This window comes from Sorangium sp. So ce836 (assembly GCF_028553905.1).
In the GTDB taxonomy this organism is placed as follows: Bacteria; Myxococcota_A; Polyangia; order Polyangiales; family Polyangiaceae; genus Sorangium; species Sorangium cellulosum_D.
In genome coordinates, this window is record NZ_CP102233.1 from 14419184 (window position 1) to 14439835 (window position 20652).

Genomic DNA, 20652 nt, shown 5'->3' on the forward strand with positions numbered 1-20652 from the left:
GCGGAAGCGAGCGTGGCGATCCGCCACGCACCGCGCCGGGGAGCACGCCGCTGGCGGCGCAGCCGGCCGGAGGCGCCGGCGCGACGCGAGGGCGAGGGGCGCGGAGGTCGGGCGCGCGGATTGCTTCACCGCGAGGGGCGCTCTGCGCGATCCGTTTCATCGAGGATCGGTGAGCGCGCGCCCTGGCCTCTTGCTGGAAACTCGACGGTGATGCATCGATCCGTGGCTGTCCTGTTGAATTGCTCTTCCCGATCGAACCGCGCGGCGGAGCAGCGCGCGCGGCTCGGGGAGCTCCTGAAGGCGACCGGCTTTGACGCAGATCTGCTGTGCGCCGAGAAGACCCGGCACACGGGGGAGCTCGCCCGCTACGCGGCGCGGGAGCCCTACGATCTCGTCGTGGCGGCCGGCGGCGACGGCACGGTGAGCACGGTCGCCGCGGCGATCGCCGGCACGGACAAGACGCTGGGGGTGCTGCCGCTCGGGACGGTGAACCATTTCGCCAAGTACCTCGGCGTTCCGCTGACCCTCGAGGGGGCCGTGCGCACGCTGGCCGAGGGGCGGCGCGCCCGGGTCGATGTGGGCGAGGTCAACGGCCGTGTGTTCGTGAACAACTCGACCCTGGGCATCTATCCCGGCATCGTGCGCGACCGCGAGGCGCTCCGGAAGCGGAGCGGGCTCAACAAGTGGGTCGCCCTCTCGCTGGCGACCGTCTCGGGCATCCGGCGGCACGAGCGCGTCCGACTCCGACTCTTCCTGGACGGGCAGGAGCTCCAGCTGGACACGCCGTTCGTGTTCGTCGCGAACAACGATTTCAAGCTCGGCGACGTCGACCTCGCCCGGCAGCATCCGCCGGGCTCGGGCGAGCTCGGGGTGTGCGTCGCGCACGCCGAGAGCCGGCTCTCGAGCGTCAGGCTCATCGCCAGCGCGCTCGCCGGGCGCATCCAGAAGGCGAGCGATTTCAGCATCTTGCGCACGACGGAGCTGCGGGTGGAGGCGCCGGGGCGCCGCCGCATCCACGTGGCCGCGGACGGCGAGGTCGTGAAGATGGAGCCGCCGCTCTGCTATCGCACGCGGCCCGAGGCGCTCCGCGTCATCGTGCCCCTGTCGTCCAGCATCAGCGCGGGCTCACGACGGCGGGAGGGCTCAATGGCACACGTCGCCGCGCTGGGGGGATGATTCATCATGCGCACGCTCGTGCACCTGTCGGATCTGCACTTCGGCCGCGTCGACAAGGCCATCCTCCGCCCGCTGATCGACAGGATCTGGCGGATCGAGCCGAGCGTGGTCGTGATCTCGGGCGACCTGACCCAGAGGGCGCGGAGCGCCGAGTTCGCGGAGGCGCGCGGCTTCCTCGACGCGCTGCCCGCGCCGCGGATCGTGGTGCCCGGCAACCACGATGTCCCGCTCTACAACCTGTTCGACCGGTTCTTTCGCCCGCTGGACAAGTACCGGAGCCACATCACGGACGACCTCTCGCCGTTCCATCTCGACGCGGAGCTCGCCGTCCTCGGCATCAACACCGCGCGGTCGCTGACCATCAAGGACGGGCGCATCAACGCGCGGCAGATCGAGGGGATCAAGGCGAGGATGTGCGAGCTCGGACCCGAGATCACGAAGATCGTTGTCACGCATCATCCGTTCGATCTGCCCAAGAACTCGCCGCACGCGATCGTGGGGCGCGCGAGGCAGGCGATGGCGGCGATCGCGAGCTGCGGGGTCGATATCATCCTGTCGGGTCACCTGCACCTCAGCCACACGGGGCACTCCGCGGAGCGGTTCGAGGCCGGCGGGCACTCGTCGCTGATCATCCAGGCCGGCACGGCGACGTCGACGCGTGGGCGCGGGGAGCAGAACGCGTTCAACGTGATCCGGGTCAGCGGGCACAAGATCGATATCGAGCGGAACTTCTGGGAGCCGGAGAACAGTATTTTCAGGATCGCGGGCGCGGAGCACTTCGAGGAGACGGCGCGGGGGTGGGTGCGGGCGGCGTAGACGCAGATTTGCCGGCCGGACGCGAAGCTGACGGCACGACACTTTGTCCGTCTGAGCTGTACCCCGGGACGATCTCACGGGCGTTCGACGTCGCGCCATGGCATCCATGGACGGCGCCTCAGCGATCGGATAGCTGACTGGCTCATGGCCAAGGTCACCGCGCTGGGGATGGATACGATTACGGAGAAGTCCGGTCATCAGATGACCGGAATGGCCGTGAGCGTATGCACGACCCCGGCGGCGCCGAGCCCTCTGCCTATCCCGTATCCAACCATGGGCACGGTGGCCGAGGGGGTGATCGACGCGCCGATGCGCACGAAGATCAACGGCGCGAAGATCCTCACCGTCGGTGGCTGCATGAAAGCGTGTCACGGCAATGAGCCGGGAACGCTCAAGGAGGTCGTCAGCCTGAACACCGCCGGCCCTTGCTTCCCCTGGCTCGGGGCGCCCAACGTGTTCATCGAGCTCGGCATGGCCGGCATCACCGGCAGCATGGGGCAGATGAACAAGTCGATCACGGTCGGCGCCGGCACGACGGCGAGCGGTGCGGGCGGCGCTGGCGGCGGCGGTGGCGGCGGTGGCGGCGGTGGGGCGGGGGCGCCGGGCGGCGGCGGGCCCCAGGGGGCGGGCGGCGGTGGGGGCGGTGGCGGCGGGACGAGTCATACGGGTGCGAGCGGTCCACCCGGAACATCGTCGGCGCCGCCGGACGCGCATACCTGTCAGGATGGGCACCCGGTCAACGTGGTCACCGGCCACGTCGTGGATCAGGCGACAGACCTGGATCTGCCGGGGCTCATCCCGCTCGTCTGGAAGCGGTATTACTCATCGGCGCGCAGCGGCGATGCAACGGCCAGCCTCGGTCCGGGCTGGGCGCACGGGTTCGAGCAGCGAATCACCGAAGGAGAACGATCCCTGGTGCTGCGCGACGGCGAGGGGCGCTCCATCTACTTCTCCAGGATCGCCCCCGGGGAGAGCACGTTCCACCGCCGCGAGCGGCTGCGTCTGTCGCGCGATCACGACGGCGCCTACCGGGTCTTCAGCCTCGACACGCGCCTGACGCACGTGTTCTCCGCGGGGCCCCTGGTGCGCCCGCGCGGCTCCGGTCGATCGGCGACGCCTGGGGCAATGCGATCGCGCTCGAGTACAGCGGCGAGCAGCTCGGCCGCATCGTCGATACGGCCGGGCGCGAGGTGAAGCTGATCTGGCAGAGCGGCCGCATCACGCGCCTCGAGGTGTGGAGCGAGCGGCGGCTCTGGCAATGGGTCGAGTACCGCTACAGCGCGACGGGGCTGCTGCTCGCGGCGGTCGACGCGCTCGGCGCGGCCGACACCTACGAGTACAACCGCGACCACCGCATGAGCGCCACGACGATCAAGACGGGCGTGCGCTTCCATTACGTGTACGGCGGCTCGGGCCGATGCATCAAGACCGGGGGGCCTGACGGGCTGTACGAGATCGCGCTGCGGGCCGACCCGAAGGCGCGCACGACCGCCGTCGAGGGCGAGGAGCCGCGGCTGTACGCGTGGAACGACGACGGCCTGATGACGCGCGAGGCGCTGCCCGACGGGACGGTGATCGAGGAGCGCGCGTATGACGAGGACCTGTTCCTGATCGCCGAGGTGAACGGCGGAGGCGCCGGGACGCAGCACTGGTACGACGCGCGCGGCAATCGCATCCGGTCGGTCGACGCGGAGGGCGGCGTCACGGCGACCGAGTACGGCGATAGCGATCTGCCCTTGCGGCGCGTGACGCCGGACGGGCTGGTCACGCACTTCTCCCACGACGAGCGCGGCGCGCTCACGAGCGTGATCTTGCCCTCCGGGCCAACGTATTCGCTGACGTACGACGAACGCGGCCGCCTCACCGGGATCTACCGCGTCGATGGCCTCGTGAGCGGCTTCGAGTACGATGCGCATCACAACGTCGCGGCCGAGATCGACGCCAGGGGCGCGCGGACGACGTACACGTACGACGGCCTCGGCCGCGCGCTCACGCGCACCGATGCGATCGGGCGCACCACGCGTGTCCGGTACGACACGATGGGACGACCGCTGGGCATCGTGTTCCCGGACGGGTCGAGGATCACGATGAGCCGGGACGCCGCGGGGAACGTGGTGCGGGAGGTGGACCAGCTCGGGCGCACGACCTCGATGGGGTATTCGGGCATGGGCGTGCTTGCGTGGCTCAAGGGGCCGGAAGGACGGGCGTGGACCTTCGAGTACACGAGCAAGGAGCGGCTCCGGGCGATCAAGAACCCGCGCGGGGAGGTGTACTCGTTCACCCGCGATGAGGCGGGGCGGGTAATCCAGGAGAAGACCTTCGACGGGCGGGAGCTCTGGTATTACTGGAACGCGGCGGGTAAGCTCCGGGAGATCCACCATCCAGACAAGAGCTGGCGCGTCTTCGGCTATGACCGGCGGGGGCTCGTCGTGAGCGAGAGGGCGAGCGATGGCAGCACCGTTTCGTACGGGCGTGACCGGGTGGGGCGGCTGCTCGCGGCCGTGATCGAGGAGGACGGGCAGCGCGTGGATACGTTGTTCGAGCGCGATGTGCTCGGACGGGTCGTGGTCGAGCGGCAAGGCGATCGCGCGATTCGCTACGGCCACGACGCGCGCGGCAGGCGCGCGGTGCGCGTGATGCCGGACGGGTCGGCCACGCGGTATGCCTACGACGCCGCCGATGCGCTGGCAGGGGTGGAGCACGGCGGCGTCTGGCTCGCGATCGAGCGCGACGTGCTGGGCCGCGAGATCGCGCGGCGCAACGCGGCGGTGGGGCTGTCGATCTACCGTGGCTACGATGCGATGGACCGGCTGATCGAGCAGCGGGCGACGGCGCCGACGCCCGGCGACGGCGTCCCCCGGATGCTGGTGATGCGGCGCTGGGAGCGCGATGAGGGCGGGCGCGTGACGCGCATCGACGAGTCGCGCTGGGGGGCGACCGCGTACCGATACAGCCGGGGCGGGGACCTCGTGGAGGCGACGCGCGGAGCGCACCGCGAGGTGTTCGCGTACGACGGCGCCGGGGCGCTGGTGCAGGCGCTGGAGGGGCTCGACGCGCGGGCGAGCGCGGGCGAGGGCGCAAGCTGGTGGCGGGGCACGGAAGCGCCGTCGTGGACCGTCGCGCCGGGCAACCTGCTCCGGCAGACGGCCAGGGCGAGGTACGCCTACGACGCGCGCGGGCGGCGGGTGGGCAAGCGTGAGGTCGCCGCGGCTGGAGCCGGGCCGGAAACGGGAGAGGCGGAGCGGACCACGACGTACGGCTGGGACGTGCGCGACCGGCTGCGCGAGGTAAAGCTGCCTTCGGGCGAGCAGGTGCGAATGACCTATGACGCCCTGGGCCGGCGGGTGCGCAAGGAGGTGATCGCCGCGACGGGCGACAAGGCTCGGGAGGTCACGTTCCTGTGGGACGGCGACGCGATCGCGGCGGAGCTGGACAGCGCGCGCGGGGCGCGGTGCTTCGTGCACGAGCCGGGGACGCTCGTGCCCCTGCTGCAAGCGGAGCGGGGAGAGGTGTTCACATACGTCAACGACCACCTGGGGACGCCGAAGGAGCTCATCGACAGCAAGGGGATGGTCGCCTGGTCGGCGACGCACTCGGCCTGAGGCAAGGTGGTCGACAGCTACGGTGACCCGATCTGCGAGCTCAGCTACCGCGGGAAGGTGAGCTCGCCGTTCAGGCTGCTCGGTCAGTATGAAGACGAGGAGACGGGGCTGTGCTCGACGCGGTTCCGGTACTTCGATCCGGACGTGGGGCGGTGGCTGTCGTCCGATCCGCTCGGGCTCTTCGGTGGATTCGAGCTGTTTGGTTTCGACGGATGTGCGGTTAATGATAGCGATCCTCTGGGCCTCAGCGCGACGGGCAACCCCCATGAACATGATCTCCCGAGCAAGCTGCTCAAAGATCCGAAATCGATCTGGGGCAAGTCTGCGCAAGAGATCTCCGAGGCTTTTGAGAAAGCTGGGTACAAGACCACGCTGGAGGCGTCGACCAAAGGTTCTAAGCGTTCAATGCAAGTAAGGATCGCGGGGCACCCGGAGATATCCAACATCCAGGTCCATCCGGGCGGTGGTCGACACGAAGGGGCTTACTACAAGATCTCGACGTCCACCCAAGGCAAGATCAAGGTGGTCGATCCCGATACCTACGTGCCTACTCTGGGGGAGAAGGCTACAATTGTCCCATACAAATGAGACCCACCATGAACTCGCGTCAATCGATCGTCATCGTTTCAGGTCTGGTCGACCAGATGCATATTGAACGGGTTTGCGTTGACTCTGATCTAGGCGGGTCGAAGGTATTGCTGGCATGCGCAGGCCGTCGGGAGGGGCACCCGGGCGGCGTTTCCTGCCTGGATTTAACGGGCCACACTGATGATGGGGAGTGCGTGCGCGCTTGTCGCACATGGTCGGTGCCAGGTGATATCATTCTCGTGCGCGATCATCAGCTCGAGCATCGAGCTCTCGTCGATACGGTAAGGGCGTCCGGTCTTAGGTGCATCGTGTTGAACACGGATGTGTCTTACGATACGGACCCATCCTGGGTGGCTTCCAGGCTCCGATGGGCGGCATCGTTGATGCCTGTTGAATGGTTCGTTCTCGATTTGTTTTGTGACGTGGAAGATTCTTGGAATGTCCTGAGGTGCGCCGCAGATGACGAGTTTGGTCCGTCCGATCTACAGCAGCTGTGTGATCAGTTTCCCGTCGTTCTTTCGGCCGACATCAAGCAGGAGAACCTGGTCGAGATTGCCTCTTTTTCAGGAGCGTGCGGAGTTCTTCTGGCGTGCGATGAGTTGAAACCCGTGCTCCCGCCGGAGCGGCATACGCTCCCGTTCGGTGCGGTGGTTCAGTCCCTGAACCTGCTGCTGGAGAGAAGCCGGGGCAGACCGGAGTGAGGGGGCTGCAATGGATATGTGCGATCTGAATCGAGCGGCCGATGGCCGTCACAGGTCGGATGCACGACGAAGGCGGTAACCCGCACAAGCACAAGCATTGAGGTGCATCATGGGTACTGAGTTTCGTGTGCAGCGCAGCGGCGGCTTTCGTCGCGATGATATCGAGCCGCTGCTGCGATCGAAGTCCTACCGAGGCTTCGACGAGAATTTTAAGCAGTATTCGTTTGGCTTCATCGGGCAGGCGAGCGGGCATGACGTGCCCGAGTTCACGCTCTGGTTCGACGGGCCGGATCTGGGGATCACGGCCTATGAGATGACCTCCACCGCATGGGAAGAGCTGTCGTCGTTGATCCAGGGCTTCGTCCGGGAAGACCCGAGCGTTCGCATCACGAGCTGGGACGATGACGAGGACATGTTCAGTTACTTCCAGTGATCTACGTCGTGACGGGCTGCGTGAGATGAGTTGAACGAAAACAACAGGACGAACCACGAGGCACAGAGGGCACCGAGGAGGAGAGGATTCAACTCTCGCTCTCTGCGCCCTCTGTGCCTCTGTGGCTTAAATCGTCTCTATCTCACACCCCCTCACGCCAGCTTCCCGAGCTCCCGGAACCGCCCCTTCAGGTCGCTGTAGAGCCCGCGGTACACCGCGTGGATCTCCCGGTACCGCGCCGAGCGCGCCTGGTCCGGCGCGACGCGGGAGACGACATGGACGAACGCGTCCGCCGCCTCCTCGACCGACGAGAACAGCCCCGCGCCCGCCGCGCCGAGGAGCGCCGCGCCGTAGGCCGGGCCCTCGGTCGACGTCGTGATCGCCACCGGCGCCTCGAACACGTCGGCCATCAGCTGACGCCAGAACCCGCTGCGCGCCCCGCCGCCCGTCAGCCGGATCTCGTCGATCGAGACCGCCGCCGCGCCGTTCGCCTGCCCCACGCCGCGCATCAGGTCCAGCGAGTCCGCGAGCCCGAACGTGATGCCCTCCAGCACCGCGCGCGAGAGATCGGCCTTCGTCGTCCGGGCGCTCAGCCCCACGAACGCGCCGCGCGCCGCAGCGTCGTTGTGCGGCGTCCGCTCGCCCATCAGGTACGGCAGGAAGACCACGCCGCCCGCGCCGGGGCGCGCCGTCGACGCCGTGTCCGAGATGATCTCGTACGGATCGACCTTGCGGATCTCCGCCGCCATGCGCTCCCCGTCGCCGAGGACGTCGCGGTACCACCGGAGCGCGCCGCCGGCGGCGAGCATCACCCCCATCAGGTAAAAGCGGCCCGGGACCGCGTGGCAGAAGCTGTGGAGCCGCATCTCGGGCTCCACGACCCAGGTGTCGGTGTGCGCCAGGATCACGCCGCTCGTGCCGACCGACGCCATCGCCCGGCCAGGGCGCACGATGCCGAGCCCCACCGCGCCCGCCGCGTTGTCCGCCGCGCCCCGCACGACCAGCGTGCCCGCCGGCAGCCCCGTCGCCGCCGCGACCTCGGGCGTGAGCTTGCCGAGCGGCGCGTTCGACGGCGCCGACTTCGGGAACACCGCGCGCGGCACCCCGACCGCGTCGAGGAGCTCGGCGCTGAAGGCGCGATCCCCCGGCGAGAACGCCAGCGTGCCGCTCGCGTCGCTGTCGTCGGTCCCGAGCTCGCCCGTGAGCTTGAGGCCCACGAAGTCCTTCGGCATCAGCACCGCGCGCACGCGCGCGAACGCCTCGGGCTCGTGCTGCCGCAGCCAGAGCAGCTTCGGCAGCGTGAACCCCTCGAGCGCGCGGTTGCCGACCAGGCGCGCGAGGCCCGCGTCGCCGACCTTCGGGTTCGCGTGGATCGCCTGGCACTCGGCCGTGGTGCGCGTGTCGCACCACAGGATCGCCGGCCGGATGACGGCCTGCGCCTCGTCCAGCAACACCGCCGAGTGCATCTGCCCCGTCAGCCCGATCGCGCGCACCTCGTCCCGGCGCGGGCCGAGGGCGCGGGCGAGCTCGCCCAGGGCGCTCAGCGCCGCGGCGGCGAAGTCCTCGGGCTCCTGCTCGGCCCACCCGGCGTGCGGCGTGGAGAGCGGATATTCGCGGTGCGCCGACGCGACCGCCGCGCCGCGCTCCGTTTCGACTGCGATGGCCTTGAGGCCGCTGGTCCCGACGTCGATTCCGATCACGATGGCCATGAAGAGCGTCCTTTTCCTTGGAAGAGAAGGTGAGCGGCTGGAACGTTGAAGAGAAGGTGAGCGGCTTGAACGTTGAAGAGAAGGTGAGCGGCTTGAACGTTGAAGAGAAGGTGAGCGGCTTGAACGTTGAAGAGAAGCCGAGCGGCTAGAACACGACCTGGAGCTTCATGGGCGCGGTGCCCTTCTTCATCATCTCCAGCCCGCGCGGGAGCTCCTCGACGGGCATCGCCTCGGACAGCAGCCGCTTCACGTCGACGGCCCCGCGCTCCATCAGCTTGAATGCCCGGTCGTACGTCCTCCTGATCGCGAAGCTGCCGATGATCTCGAGATCGCGCCGGTAAATCTCGAAGGGCGAGACCTCGACCTTGTCCTCGGGACCACACACGCCGAACACGAGGTACCGGCCGCCGTTCTTCACGTACTGGAGCGCGTCGCCGAGGACCCGCGCGATGCCGGTCGCGTCGATCACGACGTCGAAGCCGTAGGGCGCGATCTTCTTGAGCTTCGCCGGGAGCGCGTTGTCGGCGACGACCACCTCGGTCGCGCCGTGCTGGCGCGCCAGATCGAGCTTCGACTCGACGAGGTCGACCACGGTGACCGCGGCCGCGCCGTTCGCGCGGCTCGCCTGGAGGTGGAGCTGGCCGATCGGGCCGGCGCCGAGGACCAGGACCTCCGAGCCGATCTCGATGCGCGCCCGATCCTGGCCGAAGACGACGCACGCGAGCGGCTCGCAGAACGCCGCCTCGCCGAACGAGACGCGCTCGAAGCGATAACAGTTCTTCGCCGGGACCCGGACGAGCTCGGCGAAGCCGCCGTCGCGGGTCACGCCCACCGCGTTCCACTTCAAGCAGTGGTTCTGCCGGTTGATCATGCAGAAATGGCACTCTTCGCAGGTCACCGTCGGGTCGACCATGACCCGGTCGCCCGGCCGGAGGCCCTCGACCTCGTCGCCCACGGCGGCCACCTCGCCGGCGAGCTCGTGCCCCGGGATCAGCGGGAAGGTCGGGAAGAAATCGCCCTCCCAGATGTGCACGTCGGTCCCGCAGATGCCGCACGCCTTCGCGCGGACGAGGACGTCGCGCGGGCCGATCTGCGGCGGCGCGACGTCGTCGCGTACGGCGATCTTCTTCACGGCTTCGAGAACGGCTGCCTTCATACGAGACCCTCCTCGGGGCATCGCAGGGGCAGCGCGGCCGCTCCCTGCGAAGCCCTCCTCGTGGAGGTCGCATAGGCGGGCCGCGGCCGGGCGTCGAGGGCCGTCGCGCCCCGCCCCGCGCGGCGGCGCGCGGGGCGGGCTGACGCGGGACGTCAGGACTTGGCGGAGAGCTTGGGCGGGGAGATCGTGCGCCAGAGGAAGGCGTAGACGTCCATCAGATCGCGCGGGGCGAGGCCGCGCTCGCGCAGGCGCCGCTCGAGCTCGCGCGCGAGCGCCTGCATCCGGCCATAGCCCTCGGCGCTCGGCACGCGATCGTAGGCGAGATCGAAGCCGAGCACGGACGCCTGCTTCTCGAAGAACGAGGGCTTCACGAAGACGTGCTCCTCCGGGTAGACGAGCGCGCTCAGGATCGTCGCGAGCGGCCAGGTGGCGACCTTGGCCGCGGCGAGCACGCCGGCGAGCCGGTCGAAGCGCGCGGCGTAGTCGCCCGCGCCGTAGAGCAGGTCGACGACCGCCTCGGCATAGGCGCGGTGGTGCTCGGCCGGCATCTTGTTGAACGGGATGAGATCGCCGAGCGGGTGCAGGAGGCCGGTCGCGGCCTTGTGGACCTTGGCGATCCGCTCCATGAAATCGGCGAGGTTGCCGGCCGCGAGCAGCGCCTCGAGCTCGGCCTTGCCGAGGAGCGCGCGGGCGGTCTCGATGGCGCTCTGCTTGAAGGCCTTGCTCTTCTTCTTCCCGCCCTCGGCCGCGACGGCCCCGGCGGCGCCGCGCTCCTCGGCGATGAAGTGCGGGCCCCCGAACCCGCCCTCGAACTGCGACTCGAAGCTCGCGACCTGCTCGTCGAAGCTCGTGAGCGGCGGCGCGACCACGCGCGCGCGCTGCTTCTTGGCGGCGGCCGACGGCCGGTCCCGGAGACCGCGGATCCTGGCCTCGAGCGCGCTCGCCTCGTCGTCGCCGAGCTGCACCGGCTCGAGCTTGGACCAGAAAGCCTTGGCGATGGAGTGATTGAGGCCGTCCTCGAAATCGTAGAAGCGCTTTTCGTCGCGCTCCTCGACGAGGTATCCGAGTCCCCACTGGGGACACCCCGGGTGCTTGACGATGATCGGGGCCGAAGGTTCCGTTGAACGAGAGGTCGCCATAGGCGGCGCAGCCTACTCGATCTTGGGACGACCGCACCCGCTCCGGCGCCGCTTCTGGACCCGTGTTCAGGTGCGCCGCGCGGGCTGCGCGCAATCGAGCCCATCCGCGCCGGCGGCGCGCGGCGGCGCGGGCGTCGCGCCGAGGCGGGCGCGAGGCTAGTTGACGTCGCGCGTCGCCGAGGCGAGCGCGAGCTGCTGGAGCGCGAGCGCCTCGGTCACGCGGCGCACCCGCGCGCCGACGTCGAGGGTCTCCAGCACGGCCTGCCGCTCCCGCGCGTCGAGGATCAGGTGATGGGCGCAGAGGTCCGCGACGAGCGAGGTGGCCGCGTCGCGCGGCAGCCGGAACTCGAAATTGCCGTCGCGCTCGCGGACGAGCGAGGCGAACGAGGCCGCGGTCGAGATGAGCGCGGCGTGATCCTGGGCCGAGACCTGGCCGGGCTCGTCCTCCAGGACGGTCGCCGCGGCCGTGCGGTACGGCGGCACGAACGGGCGCTCCGCCAGGCGAACGCGGGCGCGGCCCCGCAGCACGATGTTGTAGCGGCCCCCCGGCAGCTCGGCGTGATCGATGATCTCGCCCGCGCCCGCCACCCCCGCGATGGCCGGGTGGCCGTGCGCGTCGATCGGGTGGGGGTCCGTGATGAGGACGACCGAGAGGATGCGGTGCGTCTCGAGCGCGTCGCGCACGAGCGCCCGATAGCGCGGCTCGAAGATGTGGAGCGGCAGGAGGGCGCCGGGGAACAGCACCGTCTGCGGCAACGGGAACAGCGGGAGCTCGGGCAAGGCCGCGTTGAGATCGCCCGGTCGCGGAGGCGTCGTTTCCACGGGCATCAGGTTAGCACGCGGGGGGGTCGGGTGTGGCGACGCCACGTACATCGAGCTCGGCAGAAGGCCTCATCGCGCAGCGCGCACCCTGGCCGCGCGCTGCGCGCCTGGCCGCGCGCTGCGCGCCGGCCGCCCGGCCGGCCTCGTCAGCCGAACATCTCGAGCGCCGAGCCGGTCACGGCGTCGGGGGCGTCGAGCGCGGCGTACACGATGAGCTGCGCCACCTCGTCGGCGCTCATCTGCGGGGGGAAGCCGCTGCCGGCGAGCATGTCGGTGTCGACCGAGCCGGGGAGCACGGCGATAGACTGGAGCCCCGTCCCGCGCAGCTCCTCGGCCAGGCTCTTCGAGAAGCCGACGAGGCCCCACTTGGAGGCGGCGTACGCGGCGTTGCCCGGGGACGCGATGGTCGAGGAGATGCTGCCGACGTGGACGAGCCGGCCGCGGCCGCGCGCCAGCATGGCCGGGAGGAAGGCGCGGGAGACGAGGTAGGGGCCGCGCAGGTTGACGGCGATCACCTCGTCCCAGGCGGCGGGCGAGGTCTCGTGGACCCGCGTCCCGCGGCGCACGATGCCCGCGTTGTTCACGACGACGCGGGGCGCGCCGAGCCACGCCACGACCTCGGCGGCGGCGCGCGCGACCTGCTCCTCGGAGGCGACGTCGCAGGGGACCGGCAGCGCCGAGACGTCGAGCCGGCGCACCTCGTCGGTCACCTCGTCGAGGCGCGGGCTCGGCCGGCCGAGCAGCGCGACGGACAGGCCGCGGCGCGCGAGCGCGAGCGCCGCCGCGCGGCCGATGCCGCGGCTCGGCCCCGTGACGACCGCGACGCCGCTCACCCCCTGCCCCCGGAGAGCGCGGCGGCGAAGGCGAGATCGCGCTCCGGGCCCGGCTCGGCGAACACCCCGGCGACCGCCACGGTCTCGATGACCGCGCCGGCCTTGCGCTCGCCGCGGGCGATGAGGCACGTGTGGGTCAGCGTGAGCTTGCACAGGGCGCCGCGGGCGCCGAGCTCGCCGACGAGCAGCTCGACGAGCTGCCCGCCGATGCGCTCCTGCAGGGTCAGCCGCCGCGCCAGCGCGTCGAGCACGTGCGCGATCGTGCCGATGCCGGCGACCCGCGCGCCCGGCAGGTAGGCGACGACCCCGGCGCCGTGCCCCGGCAAGAGGTGGTGCGGGCACATCGTGGTCACCGAGAGATCGCGGGCGACGACGAGGCCGCGCTCGAAGGGGCCGGTCTCCATCGCGCCCTCGCGGAGCACCGCGGCCGCGTCGATGGCCTCGCCCTCGATCAGGTCGTCCGCCCACGCGTCGGCGACGCGCTCGCCCGTGCCGGCGAGCTCCCCCTCGACGTCGCGCCCGAGGGCGCGGAGGAACTCCTCGATCGCCCGTGCCGCTCTCTGTCGATCGATCACCGGGGCCCCGTCAGTTGAGCAGCTGCCGGCGCTTGGCCGCGGTGATCGGCTTTCGCCCGGCGTAGCCGGCCTCGAGCCCATGGTAGTGGTCGACGGCCGGCTCGCCGTAGCGCCAGCACAGCCAGACGAGGGCGCCGTCGAGGCGCCCGTAGAAGTCGCAGAGCCCGATCCGCTGGTCCTTCACGACCACGCCGAGCTCCTCGACCTCCTGCCACCCCGACTCGTACGCGGCGATCTTCTCCGAGAGCTCGCGCTCGCGGGCGCGCGCCAGCTCGCTGCCGCCGCGCGCCAGCTCGAGGAGCTGATCGGGCGTCGACGCCGGGCCCTCGACGGTCTTCACGAGCTCCTGCCAGCAGCGCTCGATATCGCTCGCCAGGGCGAGCTGCCGGCCGATCAGCGACGATAGCCGCGGGACGAGCGCGTTCGCCTCTTCGATGGTCCAGATGCGGGGAGTGCTCACGGGACCTCACCTGAGGGGCGGCGCGACGACCCGGTCATGCAGGGCCGGTAAGCGGAGGAGAGTGCGGTGTCAAGGGCTTCTCCGGGAGGATCCGCCGCGGCCGGGCGCGGGGCGCCTTCGAACGATGAGCCGCGCGCCAGCGCGGCTCGGCCCACGCGGGCTCGGCTGCTGGCGGGAGCCTGGCCCACCCTGTCTGGCCTTAGTCCACGCCAGCCTGGCCTGACCCAAGCCTGGTCTAGCCTAGCCCCGCGCATGCGCGCGGCCCGCGCCGACCCGGGCGCCGGCGGGCCCGCGGGTGCGCGCGAGCGCCCTCGCGCCGCGAAGAGCGTCAGCCGGCGTGGTCGCGTCCCCTGCGCCGTGTCGGCCTCACCACACGGCAACGGGTTGCAACCGGCGTTCCGCAAGCGATAAGCTCGCGCCGCGATCGTGTAAGATTGCGAGGCCGCCGCATGCGACTCCGAACGATGTCGGGCATCAAGCTGTCGAATCTGCTCCTCTGCGGCTGGAGCGGGCTCGTCCTCGTTTACCTCTATCTCCCGATCCTGCTCCTCGTCGCCTACTCGTTCAACGACTCGCGGATGAGCGTGGTGTGGGAGGGGTTCACGTTCAAGTGGTATCGGCAGCTCTTTGGCGAGCTCGTCGCCCACATGAGCGACGAGCGCCGGTCGCCGCTCATCGAGTCGCTGAGCAACAGCGTGATCGTCGCCGCGATCACCTCGGCGTTCTCGGTCGTCCTCGGCACGGCGGGCGCCTTCCTGCTCTACCGGTACAGGTTCCCCGCGCTCCGGTCGATCAGCACGCTGATCTTCATTCCCATGATCATCCCGGAGATCATCATGGGGATCAGCCTGCTCATCTTCTTCAAGACGGTGGAGCTCGAGCTCGGCTTCACGACGGTCATCATCTCGCACATCACCTTCTGTTTCCCCTTCGTGCTCATCGCGGTCCAGGCGCGGCTCGCGGGGCTCGATCCGTCGCTCGAGGAGGCCGCGCTGGACCTCGGGGCGACGCCGCTCAAGGCGTTCTTCCTGATCATGGTGCCTTACCTTCTGCCCGCGATCGTCTCCGGTGCGCTGATGTCGTTCACGCTGTCGATGGACGAGCTCATCGTCACGTATTTCACGCGCGGGCCCAAGTCCGAGACCTTGCCGATCAAGGTGTTCGGCATGGCGAAGGTCGGTCTGAACCCGATGCTGAACACGATCTCGACCGTGTTCATCGTCGCGACCGCGATGCTCGTCGTGGTCGCCGAGTCGCTGAAGGGCACCGCGAGGCGGCCCCCCGACGAGAGCTGAAGGGGACCGACGCGCGGCGCGAGCGCCTGCGCCGGCGCAGGCAAGACAAGGAAAAGCCAATGAAACGCATCTCAGCGCTCCTGATCCTGTTGTTCGTGCCCCTCGTGGCCCTGCTCGGCTGTGGGAAGAAGGAGAGCCCGGCGCCCCAGGCGGCCGCCTCGGGCAGCGGCCCCGCGCCCGAGCCGAAGGCCGGCGGCGAGCTCAACCTCTTCGGGTGGTCCGAGTACGTCCCGCAGGAGATCCTGGACGGCTTCACGAAGGAGACCGGGATCAAGGTCAACTACGAGACCTACGCCTCGAACGAGGAGATGCTGTCGAAGCTCCTCGCCGGGGGCACCCGGTACGACCTCATCCAGCCCTCGGAGTACGCGATCGAGGCGCTCATCAAGCAGAAGAAGCTCCAGCCGCTCGATCACGCCCGCCTCCCGAACCTGAAGAACATCGCGCCCGCGTTCAGGAACCAGCCGCACGACCCGGAGCTCAAGTACACGGTCCCGTGGATGGGCACGACCGTCGGCATCGTGGTCAACACCCAGAAGGTGAAGGAGCCCATCAAGGGCTACAAGGACGTGTTCCAGCCGAAGCACAAGGGGCGCATCGTGGCCCTGAACGACAACCGCGAGATGGCCACCTGGGTGATGGTGACGATGGGGATGAACCCGAACGACGTGACGCCGGAGAACCTCGCGAAGATCAAGCCGACCCTGGCGGAGTGGATCAAGCTCGTGAAGGTGTTCGACTCCGACAGCCCGAAGACGGCGCTGCTCAACGGCGACGTCGACATCGGCGTCGTCTGGAGCGGTGAGGCTGCCTTGCTCTACCAGGAGGACAAGAACAAGTTCCAGTTCGTCCTGCCGGTCGAGGGGACGCACAAGGCGATCGACAGCCTGGCGATCCCCGACAACGCGCAGAACAAGATCGGCGCGGAGATGTTCATGAATTACATCCTCCGCCCGGAGGTCAGCAAGATCATCTCGGACAAGTTCCCCTACACCAACCCGAACACGGAGGCGCGCGCGCTGCTCACGCCGGAGCAGCTCGCGAACCCGGCGAGCTACCCGCCCCTCGCGGGGATGGAGACCTTCCACGACATCGGGAAGGCGGCGGCGGACATCGACAAGCTGGTGACGGACCTCAAGGCGTCGCAGTGAGCGGCGGGGCGTCATGAACACGGCCACCGGGCAGGTCGTCGAGGTCCAGGGCCCCCAGCGCAGGCCGGGCGTCCGCGGGTGGCTGCTGCTCGCCCCGCTCCTGCTCTGGCTCCTGGCCTTCGTCGTGGCGCCCACCGCGATCATGCTCGTTTACAGCTTCTGCGAGCGGGACGAGCTCGGGCAGGTGGTCTTCGAGCTCTCGCTGTCGAGCTACGCGCGGGTCCTCGACGCGACCTACCTCAAGATCCTGGTCAATTCGATCAAGTACGCCGCCATCACCACGGCGATCTGCCTCGTGGCGGGCTATCCGGTGGCGTACTTCATCGGCCGGGCCCGGGAGGGCATCCGGAACAAGCTGCTCATGCTCGTAATGGTGCCGTTCTGGACCAGCTTCCTCATCCGGACGTATGCGTGGATGTCGATCCTCAAGTCGGAGGGGCTCCTCAACGGGCTCCTGCTCTACCTGCGGATCATCTCGGCGCCGCTCGACATCATGTACACGCCGACGGCGGTGGTCATCGGCCTCGTCTATTCGTACCTTCCGTTCATGATCCTGCCGATCTACGGGAGCGTCGAGAAGCTCGACAACGCGCTCATCGAGGCGGCGTTCGATCTCGGCGCGGGGCCGGTGTCCGCCTTCTCGCACGTCATCGTCCCGCTGACGCGCCCGGGGATCCTCGCGGGCGTCCTGCTCGTGTTCATCCCGGCGCTCGGGATGTTCGCGATCACCGATCTCATGGGCGGGTCGCGCGTGCCGATGATCGGCAACGTCATCCAGAACCAGTTCGGTCAGGCGCGCGACTGGCCGTTCGGCGCCGCGCTCGGGATGACGCTGCTCCTCCTGTTCTCGCTGTTCTTCCTGCTCGGGATGCGCAAGGAGCCGGACCGGTGACGCGGCGCCGCGCCCCTCCGCCGCCGCCCCTCCCGCTCTCCCCCTCTGCGTATCGGCCCCTCAAGGTAAATCGATGGACGTAATGGTCGAGCTCCGCGCGGTCACCAAGCGATTCGGCAGCTTTCAAGCCGTGAGCGAGGTCGATCTCCAGATCCAGGCGGGCGAGTTCATCACCCTCCTCGGCCCCTCGGGGTGCGGCAAGACGACGCTCCTCCGGATGATCTCGGGGTTCGAGACGCCGACGAGCGGCGCCGTCCTGCTCGAGGGGAAGGACGTCACGCACGAGCCGCCCTACCGGCGGGACGTGAACCAGGTGTTCCAGAGCTACGCGCTGTTCCCTCACATGACCGTGCAGGAGAACATCAGCTTCGGCCTGCGGATGAAGAAGGTCCCGAAGCCGGAGATGGCCGAGCGGGTCCGCGCCGCCGTCGCGATGGTGTCGCTCGAAGGCATGGAGCAGCGCAAGCCGTCGCAGCTCTCCGGCGGGCAGCGGCAGCGGGTCGCGCTCGCGCGGGCCATCGTCTGCCGCCCGAAGGTCCTGCTCCTCGACGAGCCCCTGTCCGCGCTCGACGCGAAGCTCCGGCACGCCATGCAGGTCGAGCTCAAGGCGCTCCAGAAGAAGCTCGGGATCACCTTCGTGTTCGTGACCCACGACCAGGAAGAGGCGCTCACCATGAGCGACCGCATCGCCGTGATCAACAAGGGCCGCATCGAGCAGCTCGGCGACGCGTCGCAGATCTACCACCGGCCGAAGACCACCTTCGTCGCGAACTTCATCGGCCAGGCCAACATCCTCCGGGCGGCCGTCCTCTCGAGGAGCGGCGAGCGCGCGCGGGTCCGGCTCGCCGGCGGGATCGAGCTCCTCGTCGACGCCGAGCACCTCGCGGGCGCGGCCGATAGCGCGCTCATCTCGATCCGGCCCGAGAAGATCGCGCTCCGCAAGGAACGGCACGGCGATCTGGAGAACTGCTTCGAGGCGCACGTCGAGGACGAGCTGTTCAAGGGCGCCACCGACCAGCTGCGCCTCCGGACCGACTCCGGCCTCGAGCTCACGGCCGTGGTGGCCAACGAGAGCTCCGTCCAGGCCGCGCTGCACGCCGGCGACAGGGTGTTCTGCCACCTTCACCCCGACGACATCGTCATCGTCCACGAGGGGTGAGCCGCCGCTGGCCGGCCGGCGGTCGCCTCCGCCCGGACGAGCTCCGGTGAACGCAGGAAACCATTAATCTTTTTCGTCCTGCCACCCCGCCTCCCCGGCCCGCGCCGACCGCCGCCGCGCGCCGTGCAGCGCCAGTCATCCCGGCGCGACGCCGGCGCCGGTGTGGTGACGGAGCGTCGTGAACTGCGGTTCTCATCCGGGCGCGGCAGCGTGGAAGTCGGGCTCGAAGGCCGCGTAGGATGGAGGCATGCTGCTTGCCAATCGGCCTCGCATGCCCCGACGGTCGCTTGCGCTTGTCGTTCCTGCGGTCCTCTTCTCTTTCTCCGGCGACGCCCTCGCCGCGGGGGCGTGGCTGCCCGGCGCCGGACAGGCGTCCGTCGAGCAGCGCGTCGCCGTCGCGGCGGGGCCGGAGCGCACGACGCTCTGGACGAGCCTGCGGTTCGACGGCGCGCGCGGGCCGGTGGCGGTCGTCGTGCCGGTGCCGCCGCTCGCGGCGCTCGACGCGAGCTCGGACGCGTGGTTCGAGGCGCTCGAGGCGGCGACCGCGCCGCGCGTGCTCCCGCCCGAGGGCGTCGCCCCGTACTGCCCGGGGGAAGCGGGCCCGCCGGGCCCGTTCGAAACCGTCGGGCAGCTCGCGCACGAGCCGACGCTCGAGCCGATCGAGGTGGCGGTGCTCGAGGACGCGGGCGCGGTCGCGCGCTGGGCCGAGTCGGCGGGGCTCGCGCTCTCCTCCGGGACGGCCGCGCAGCTCGGCGCGCTGCAGGGGATGCGCTTCGCGGCGGCGCGGTTCGAGGCGCCCGGCGGGCCGGCGGTGACGCGGACGCTGCGCGTCGTCGTGGGCGGCGGGGAGCCGCGCCTGCCGCTGTCGCTGGCCAGGGCGGGCGCGGGCGACGTGCGCGTGACCGCGTGGCTCCTCGGCGACGGCCGGGGCGCGCTGGCGGGCGCGACGCGGGTGACGCTGCCGCCGGCCTCGCTGAGCTGGGACGCGGGCGCGCAACGCAGCGATTACGAGGCGCTGCGCGCCGAGGCCCTCGGCCAGGCGGGGCCCGACGGGGCGCTCGTCGAGGCCTCGGGGCACGAGGCGCTGAGCCGCCGCATCGCCCTCGGCAGCGACAGCGTGGACAGCGTGGTCGCGGCCTATTTCGCGCGCGCGGGCGCGTACGGCGACGCCGGCGACGGCCCGGGGGCGTGCGCCGCCGTGGCCGCGGCCGCGCTGGAGTCGAGCCTCGCGGTCGCCGCGAGCTGCCCGCGCGCCGCGCTCGGCGTGGTCGACGGCGCGCTCGACTGCGCGGAGTCGCCCCGCAGGGACGAGACGGATCCCGATCTCCTGCGGTGCGGCCCGATCGCCGACGATCTCGCGGTCGGGCTCTCCGGGCTCGCGCCGTCGTCGGTGTGGCTCACCCGCGTCTCGCTGCGGCTCGCGGCCGGGCAGTCCGGCGCGGACTGGCCGCTGGCGTTCGGCGCCGGCGCGTCCGTCTCGCCGGTCGTGAGGGCCGGCGCCGTGCGCCAGGACGCGTGCTCCACCGAGACCGGCGGCGGCGGCGCGGGCGGCGATCCCGGCGGCTCGTCGGGCGTGGGTGGGCCCGGGGGCCTCGGCGGCGGGCCGAGCGCCGGCGCGTCGAGCACGACCGGCGGGCCGTCGGGCGTGGATGACCCGGACTACTACTACGACGACGAGCCGGTCGCGGACATGGGCTGCGGCTGCGCCGGCACCGCCGATACGGTCGTGGTGGACGACCCCGAGCCGCAGGACGAGGACGAGGTTTACGCGGGGGAGTACGAGGACGACGGCTGCAGCGGGGACACGAGCGAGACGGGATCCGAGGACGAGTATTACGCGGAGGACGACGGCTGCAGCGGAGACACGAGCGACGAGTCCGAGGACGAGTATTACGCGGAGGACGACGGCTGCAGCGGGGACACGAGCGACGAGTCCGAGGACGAGTATTACGCGGAGGACGACGGCTGCAGCGGGGGCTCCGACGACTCCGCCGAGTCGGAGGACTGCTCGATCGCGGGCGAGCGGCAGCCGGGCGCCCGGAAGAAGCGGGGGCCGAAGCTGTCGGTCATGGCGCTCGGGGTGTTCGCGCTGATCGCGCCGCTCCGGCGCGCGAGCCGGCCCCGGAGGAGCGGCCGGCGGTAGGG

At 70.2% G+C, this 20652-nt stretch carries 20 protein-coding genes; 13 read left to right on the forward strand and 7 right to left on the reverse strand.

The window, feature by feature from the left end:
• Positions 1-222 precede the first annotated feature (222 nt).
• The 7 genes from NQZ70_RS52660 (at position 223) to NQZ70_RS52690 (ending at position 7316) form a co-directional block, all read left to right on the forward strand.
• Positions 223-1176: a diacylglycerol kinase family protein gene (locus NQZ70_RS52660; protein WP_237244872.1), complete on the forward strand. Its 954-nt coding sequence runs from the start codon at positions 223-225 to the stop codon at positions 1174-1176.
• Positions 1177-1182: 6 nt separating this feature from the next.
• Positions 1183-1992 carry a metallophosphoesterase gene (locus NQZ70_RS52665; protein WP_129580980.1) on the forward strand — a complete coding sequence of 270 codons (810 nt, stop codon included), beginning with the start codon at positions 1183-1185 and terminating at the stop codon, positions 1990-1992.
• A gap of 144 nt (positions 1993-2136) precedes the next feature.
• Entirely contained in the window at positions 2137-3186 is a 1050-nt protein-coding gene (locus tag NQZ70_RS52670; protein ID WP_207217695.1) for a DUF6531 domain-containing protein, read from the forward strand.
• Positions 3183-5594, forward strand: coding sequence for an RHS domain-containing protein (locus tag NQZ70_RS52675; protein WP_129580981.1), 2412 nt, complete (start codon positions 3183-3185; stop codon positions 5592-5594). Before NQZ70_RS52670 ends, NQZ70_RS52675 begins: the two co-directional genes overlap by 4 nt.
• Positions 5595-5600: 6 nt before the next feature.
• Positions 5601-6182: an RHS repeat-associated core domain-containing protein gene (locus tag NQZ70_RS52680; protein ID WP_129580982.1), complete on the forward strand. Its 582-nt coding sequence runs from the start codon at positions 5601-5603 to the stop codon at positions 6180-6182.
• An 8-nt stretch (positions 6183-6190) separates the two neighbouring features.
• Positions 6191-6883: a hypothetical protein gene (locus NQZ70_RS52685; RefSeq protein ID WP_129580983.1), complete on the forward strand. Its 693-nt coding sequence runs from the start codon at positions 6191-6193 to the stop codon at positions 6881-6883.
• A 109-nt stretch (positions 6884-6992) separates the two neighbouring features.
• Positions 6993-7316: a hypothetical protein gene (locus NQZ70_RS52690; RefSeq protein WP_129580984.1), complete on the forward strand. Its 324-nt coding sequence runs from the start codon at positions 6993-6995 to the stop codon at positions 7314-7316.
• A 152-nt stretch (positions 7317-7468) separates the two neighbouring features.
• Here the strand turns inward: NQZ70_RS52690 and xylB are convergent, their stop codons facing one another.
• On the reverse strand, positions 7469-9025 hold the full coding sequence (xylB, locus tag NQZ70_RS52695) for a xylulokinase (RefSeq protein WP_129580985.1): 1557 nt from the start codon (positions 9023-9025) through the stop codon (positions 7469-7471).
• Between the two features lie 17 nt (positions 9026-9042).
• Between xylB and NQZ70_RS52700 the strand changes: the two genes are divergently transcribed.
• Positions 9043-9174 (forward strand): hypothetical protein, encoded by a 132-nt coding sequence (locus tag NQZ70_RS52700; RefSeq protein ID WP_257792758.1) that lies wholly within the window; start codon positions 9043-9045, stop codon positions 9172-9174.
• Here the strand turns inward: NQZ70_RS52700 and NQZ70_RS52705 are convergent.
• The 6 genes from NQZ70_RS52705 to NQZ70_RS52730 all read right to left on the reverse strand — a co-directional run bounded on the left by NQZ70_RS52705 (position 9171) and on the right by NQZ70_RS52730 (position 14010).
• Entirely contained in the window at positions 9171-10181 is a 1011-nt protein-coding gene (locus tag NQZ70_RS52705) for a zinc-dependent alcohol dehydrogenase family protein (RefSeq protein ID WP_129580986.1), read from the reverse strand. The two genes, NQZ70_RS52700 and NQZ70_RS52705, sit on opposite strands and share 4 nt — an antisense overlap.
• A gap of 152 nt (positions 10182-10333) precedes the next feature.
• Positions 10334-11320, reverse strand: coding sequence for a hypothetical protein (locus NQZ70_RS52710; RefSeq protein WP_129580987.1), 987 nt, complete (start codon positions 11318-11320; stop codon positions 10334-10336).
• A gap of 156 nt (positions 11321-11476) precedes the next feature.
• Entirely contained in the window at positions 11477-12142 is a 666-nt protein-coding gene (locus tag NQZ70_RS52715) for an LON peptidase substrate-binding domain-containing protein (RefSeq protein WP_129580988.1), read from the reverse strand.
• A gap of 146 nt (positions 12143-12288) precedes the next feature.
• Positions 12289-12975 (reverse strand): SDR family oxidoreductase, encoded by a 687-nt coding sequence (locus NQZ70_RS52720; RefSeq protein ID WP_129580989.1) that lies wholly within the window; start codon positions 12973-12975, stop codon positions 12289-12291.
• On the reverse strand, positions 12972-13550 hold the full coding sequence (gene folE, locus NQZ70_RS52725; RefSeq protein ID WP_129580990.1) for a GTP cyclohydrolase I: 579 nt from the start codon (positions 13548-13550) through the stop codon (positions 12972-12974). The genes NQZ70_RS52720 and folE overlap by 4 nt, the downstream gene beginning before the upstream one ends.
• 10 nt (positions 13551-13560) lie before the next feature.
• Positions 13561-14010: a DUF2203 domain-containing protein gene (locus NQZ70_RS52730; protein WP_129580991.1), complete on the reverse strand. Its 450-nt coding sequence runs from the start codon at positions 14008-14010 to the stop codon at positions 13561-13563.
• A gap of 449 nt (positions 14011-14459) precedes the next feature.
• Here NQZ70_RS52730 and NQZ70_RS52735 point away from each other — a divergent pair, with 449 nt between their 5' ends.
• The 5 genes from NQZ70_RS52735 to NQZ70_RS52755 all read left to right on the forward strand — a co-directional run bounded on the left by NQZ70_RS52735 (position 14460) and on the right by NQZ70_RS52755 (position 20650).
• Positions 14460-15305 (forward strand): ABC transporter permease, encoded by an 846-nt coding sequence (locus tag NQZ70_RS52735; RefSeq protein ID WP_207217696.1) that lies wholly within the window; start codon positions 14460-14462, stop codon positions 15303-15305.
• 59 nt (positions 15306-15364) lie between these two features.
• The gene (locus NQZ70_RS52740; RefSeq protein ID WP_129580992.1) at positions 15365-16456 is read left to right on the forward strand and encodes a spermidine/putrescine ABC transporter substrate-binding protein; all 1092 of its coding nucleotides are present in this window, start codon (positions 15365-15367) and stop codon (positions 16454-16456) included.
• A gap of 13 nt (positions 16457-16469) precedes the next feature.
• Positions 16470-17348 carry an ABC transporter permease gene (locus NQZ70_RS52745; protein ID WP_129580993.1) on the forward strand — a complete coding sequence of 293 codons (879 nt, stop codon included), beginning with the start codon at positions 16470-16472 and terminating at the stop codon, positions 17346-17348.
• Positions 17349-17421: 73 nt separating this feature from the next.
• Complete coding sequence (locus NQZ70_RS52750; RefSeq protein WP_129580994.1) at positions 17422-18507, forward strand: ABC transporter ATP-binding protein; 1086 nt, start codon at positions 17422-17424, stop codon at positions 18505-18507.
• Between the two features lie 247 nt (positions 18508-18754).
• Positions 18755-20650 carry a DUF2330 domain-containing protein gene (locus tag NQZ70_RS52755; protein WP_129580995.1) on the forward strand — a complete coding sequence of 632 codons (1896 nt, stop codon included), beginning with the start codon at positions 18755-18757 and terminating at the stop codon, positions 20648-20650.
• Positions 20651-20652: the final 2 nt, after the last annotated feature.

Coding starts and splice junctions, on each gene's coding strand:
- NQZ70_RS52665 (WP_129580980.1), top strand. CDS start 1,183: ATGCGCACGCTCGTGCACCTGTCGGATCTGCACTTCGGCCGCGTCGAC.
- NQZ70_RS52670 (WP_207217695.1), top strand. CDS start 2,137: ATGGCCAAGGTCACCGCGCTGGGGATGGATACGATTACGGAGAAGTCC.
- NQZ70_RS52685 (WP_129580983.1), top strand. CDS start 6,191: ATGAACTCGCGTCAATCGATCGTCATCGTTTCAGGTCTGGTCGACCAG.
- NQZ70_RS52690 (WP_129580984.1), top strand. CDS start 6,993: ATGGGTACTGAGTTTCGTGTGCAGCGCAGCGGCGGCTTTCGTCGCGAT.
- xylB (WP_129580985.1), bottom strand. CDS start 9,025: ATGGCCATCGTGATCGGAATCGACGTCGGGACCAGCGGCCTCAAGGCC.
- NQZ70_RS52705 (WP_129580986.1), bottom strand. CDS start 10,181: ATGAAGGCAGCCGTTCTCGAAGCCGTGAAGAAGATCGCCGTACGCGAC.
- NQZ70_RS52710 (WP_129580987.1), bottom strand. CDS start 11,320: ATGGCGACCTCTCGTTCAACGGAACCTTCGGCCCCGATCATCGTCAAG.
- NQZ70_RS52735 (WP_207217696.1), top strand. CDS start 14,460: ATGCGACTCCGAACGATGTCGGGCATCAAGCTGTCGAATCTGCTCCTC.
- NQZ70_RS52740 (WP_129580992.1), top strand. CDS start 15,365: ATGAAACGCATCTCAGCGCTCCTGATCCTGTTGTTCGTGCCCCTCGTG.
- NQZ70_RS52745 (WP_129580993.1), top strand. CDS start 16,470: ATGAACACGGCCACCGGGCAGGTCGTCGAGGTCCAGGGCCCCCAGCGC.
- NQZ70_RS52750 (WP_129580994.1), top strand. CDS start 17,422: ATGGACGTAATGGTCGAGCTCCGCGCGGTCACCAAGCGATTCGGCAGC.
- NQZ70_RS52755 (WP_129580995.1), top strand. CDS start 18,755: ATGCTGCTTGCCAATCGGCCTCGCATGCCCCGACGGTCGCTTGCGCTT.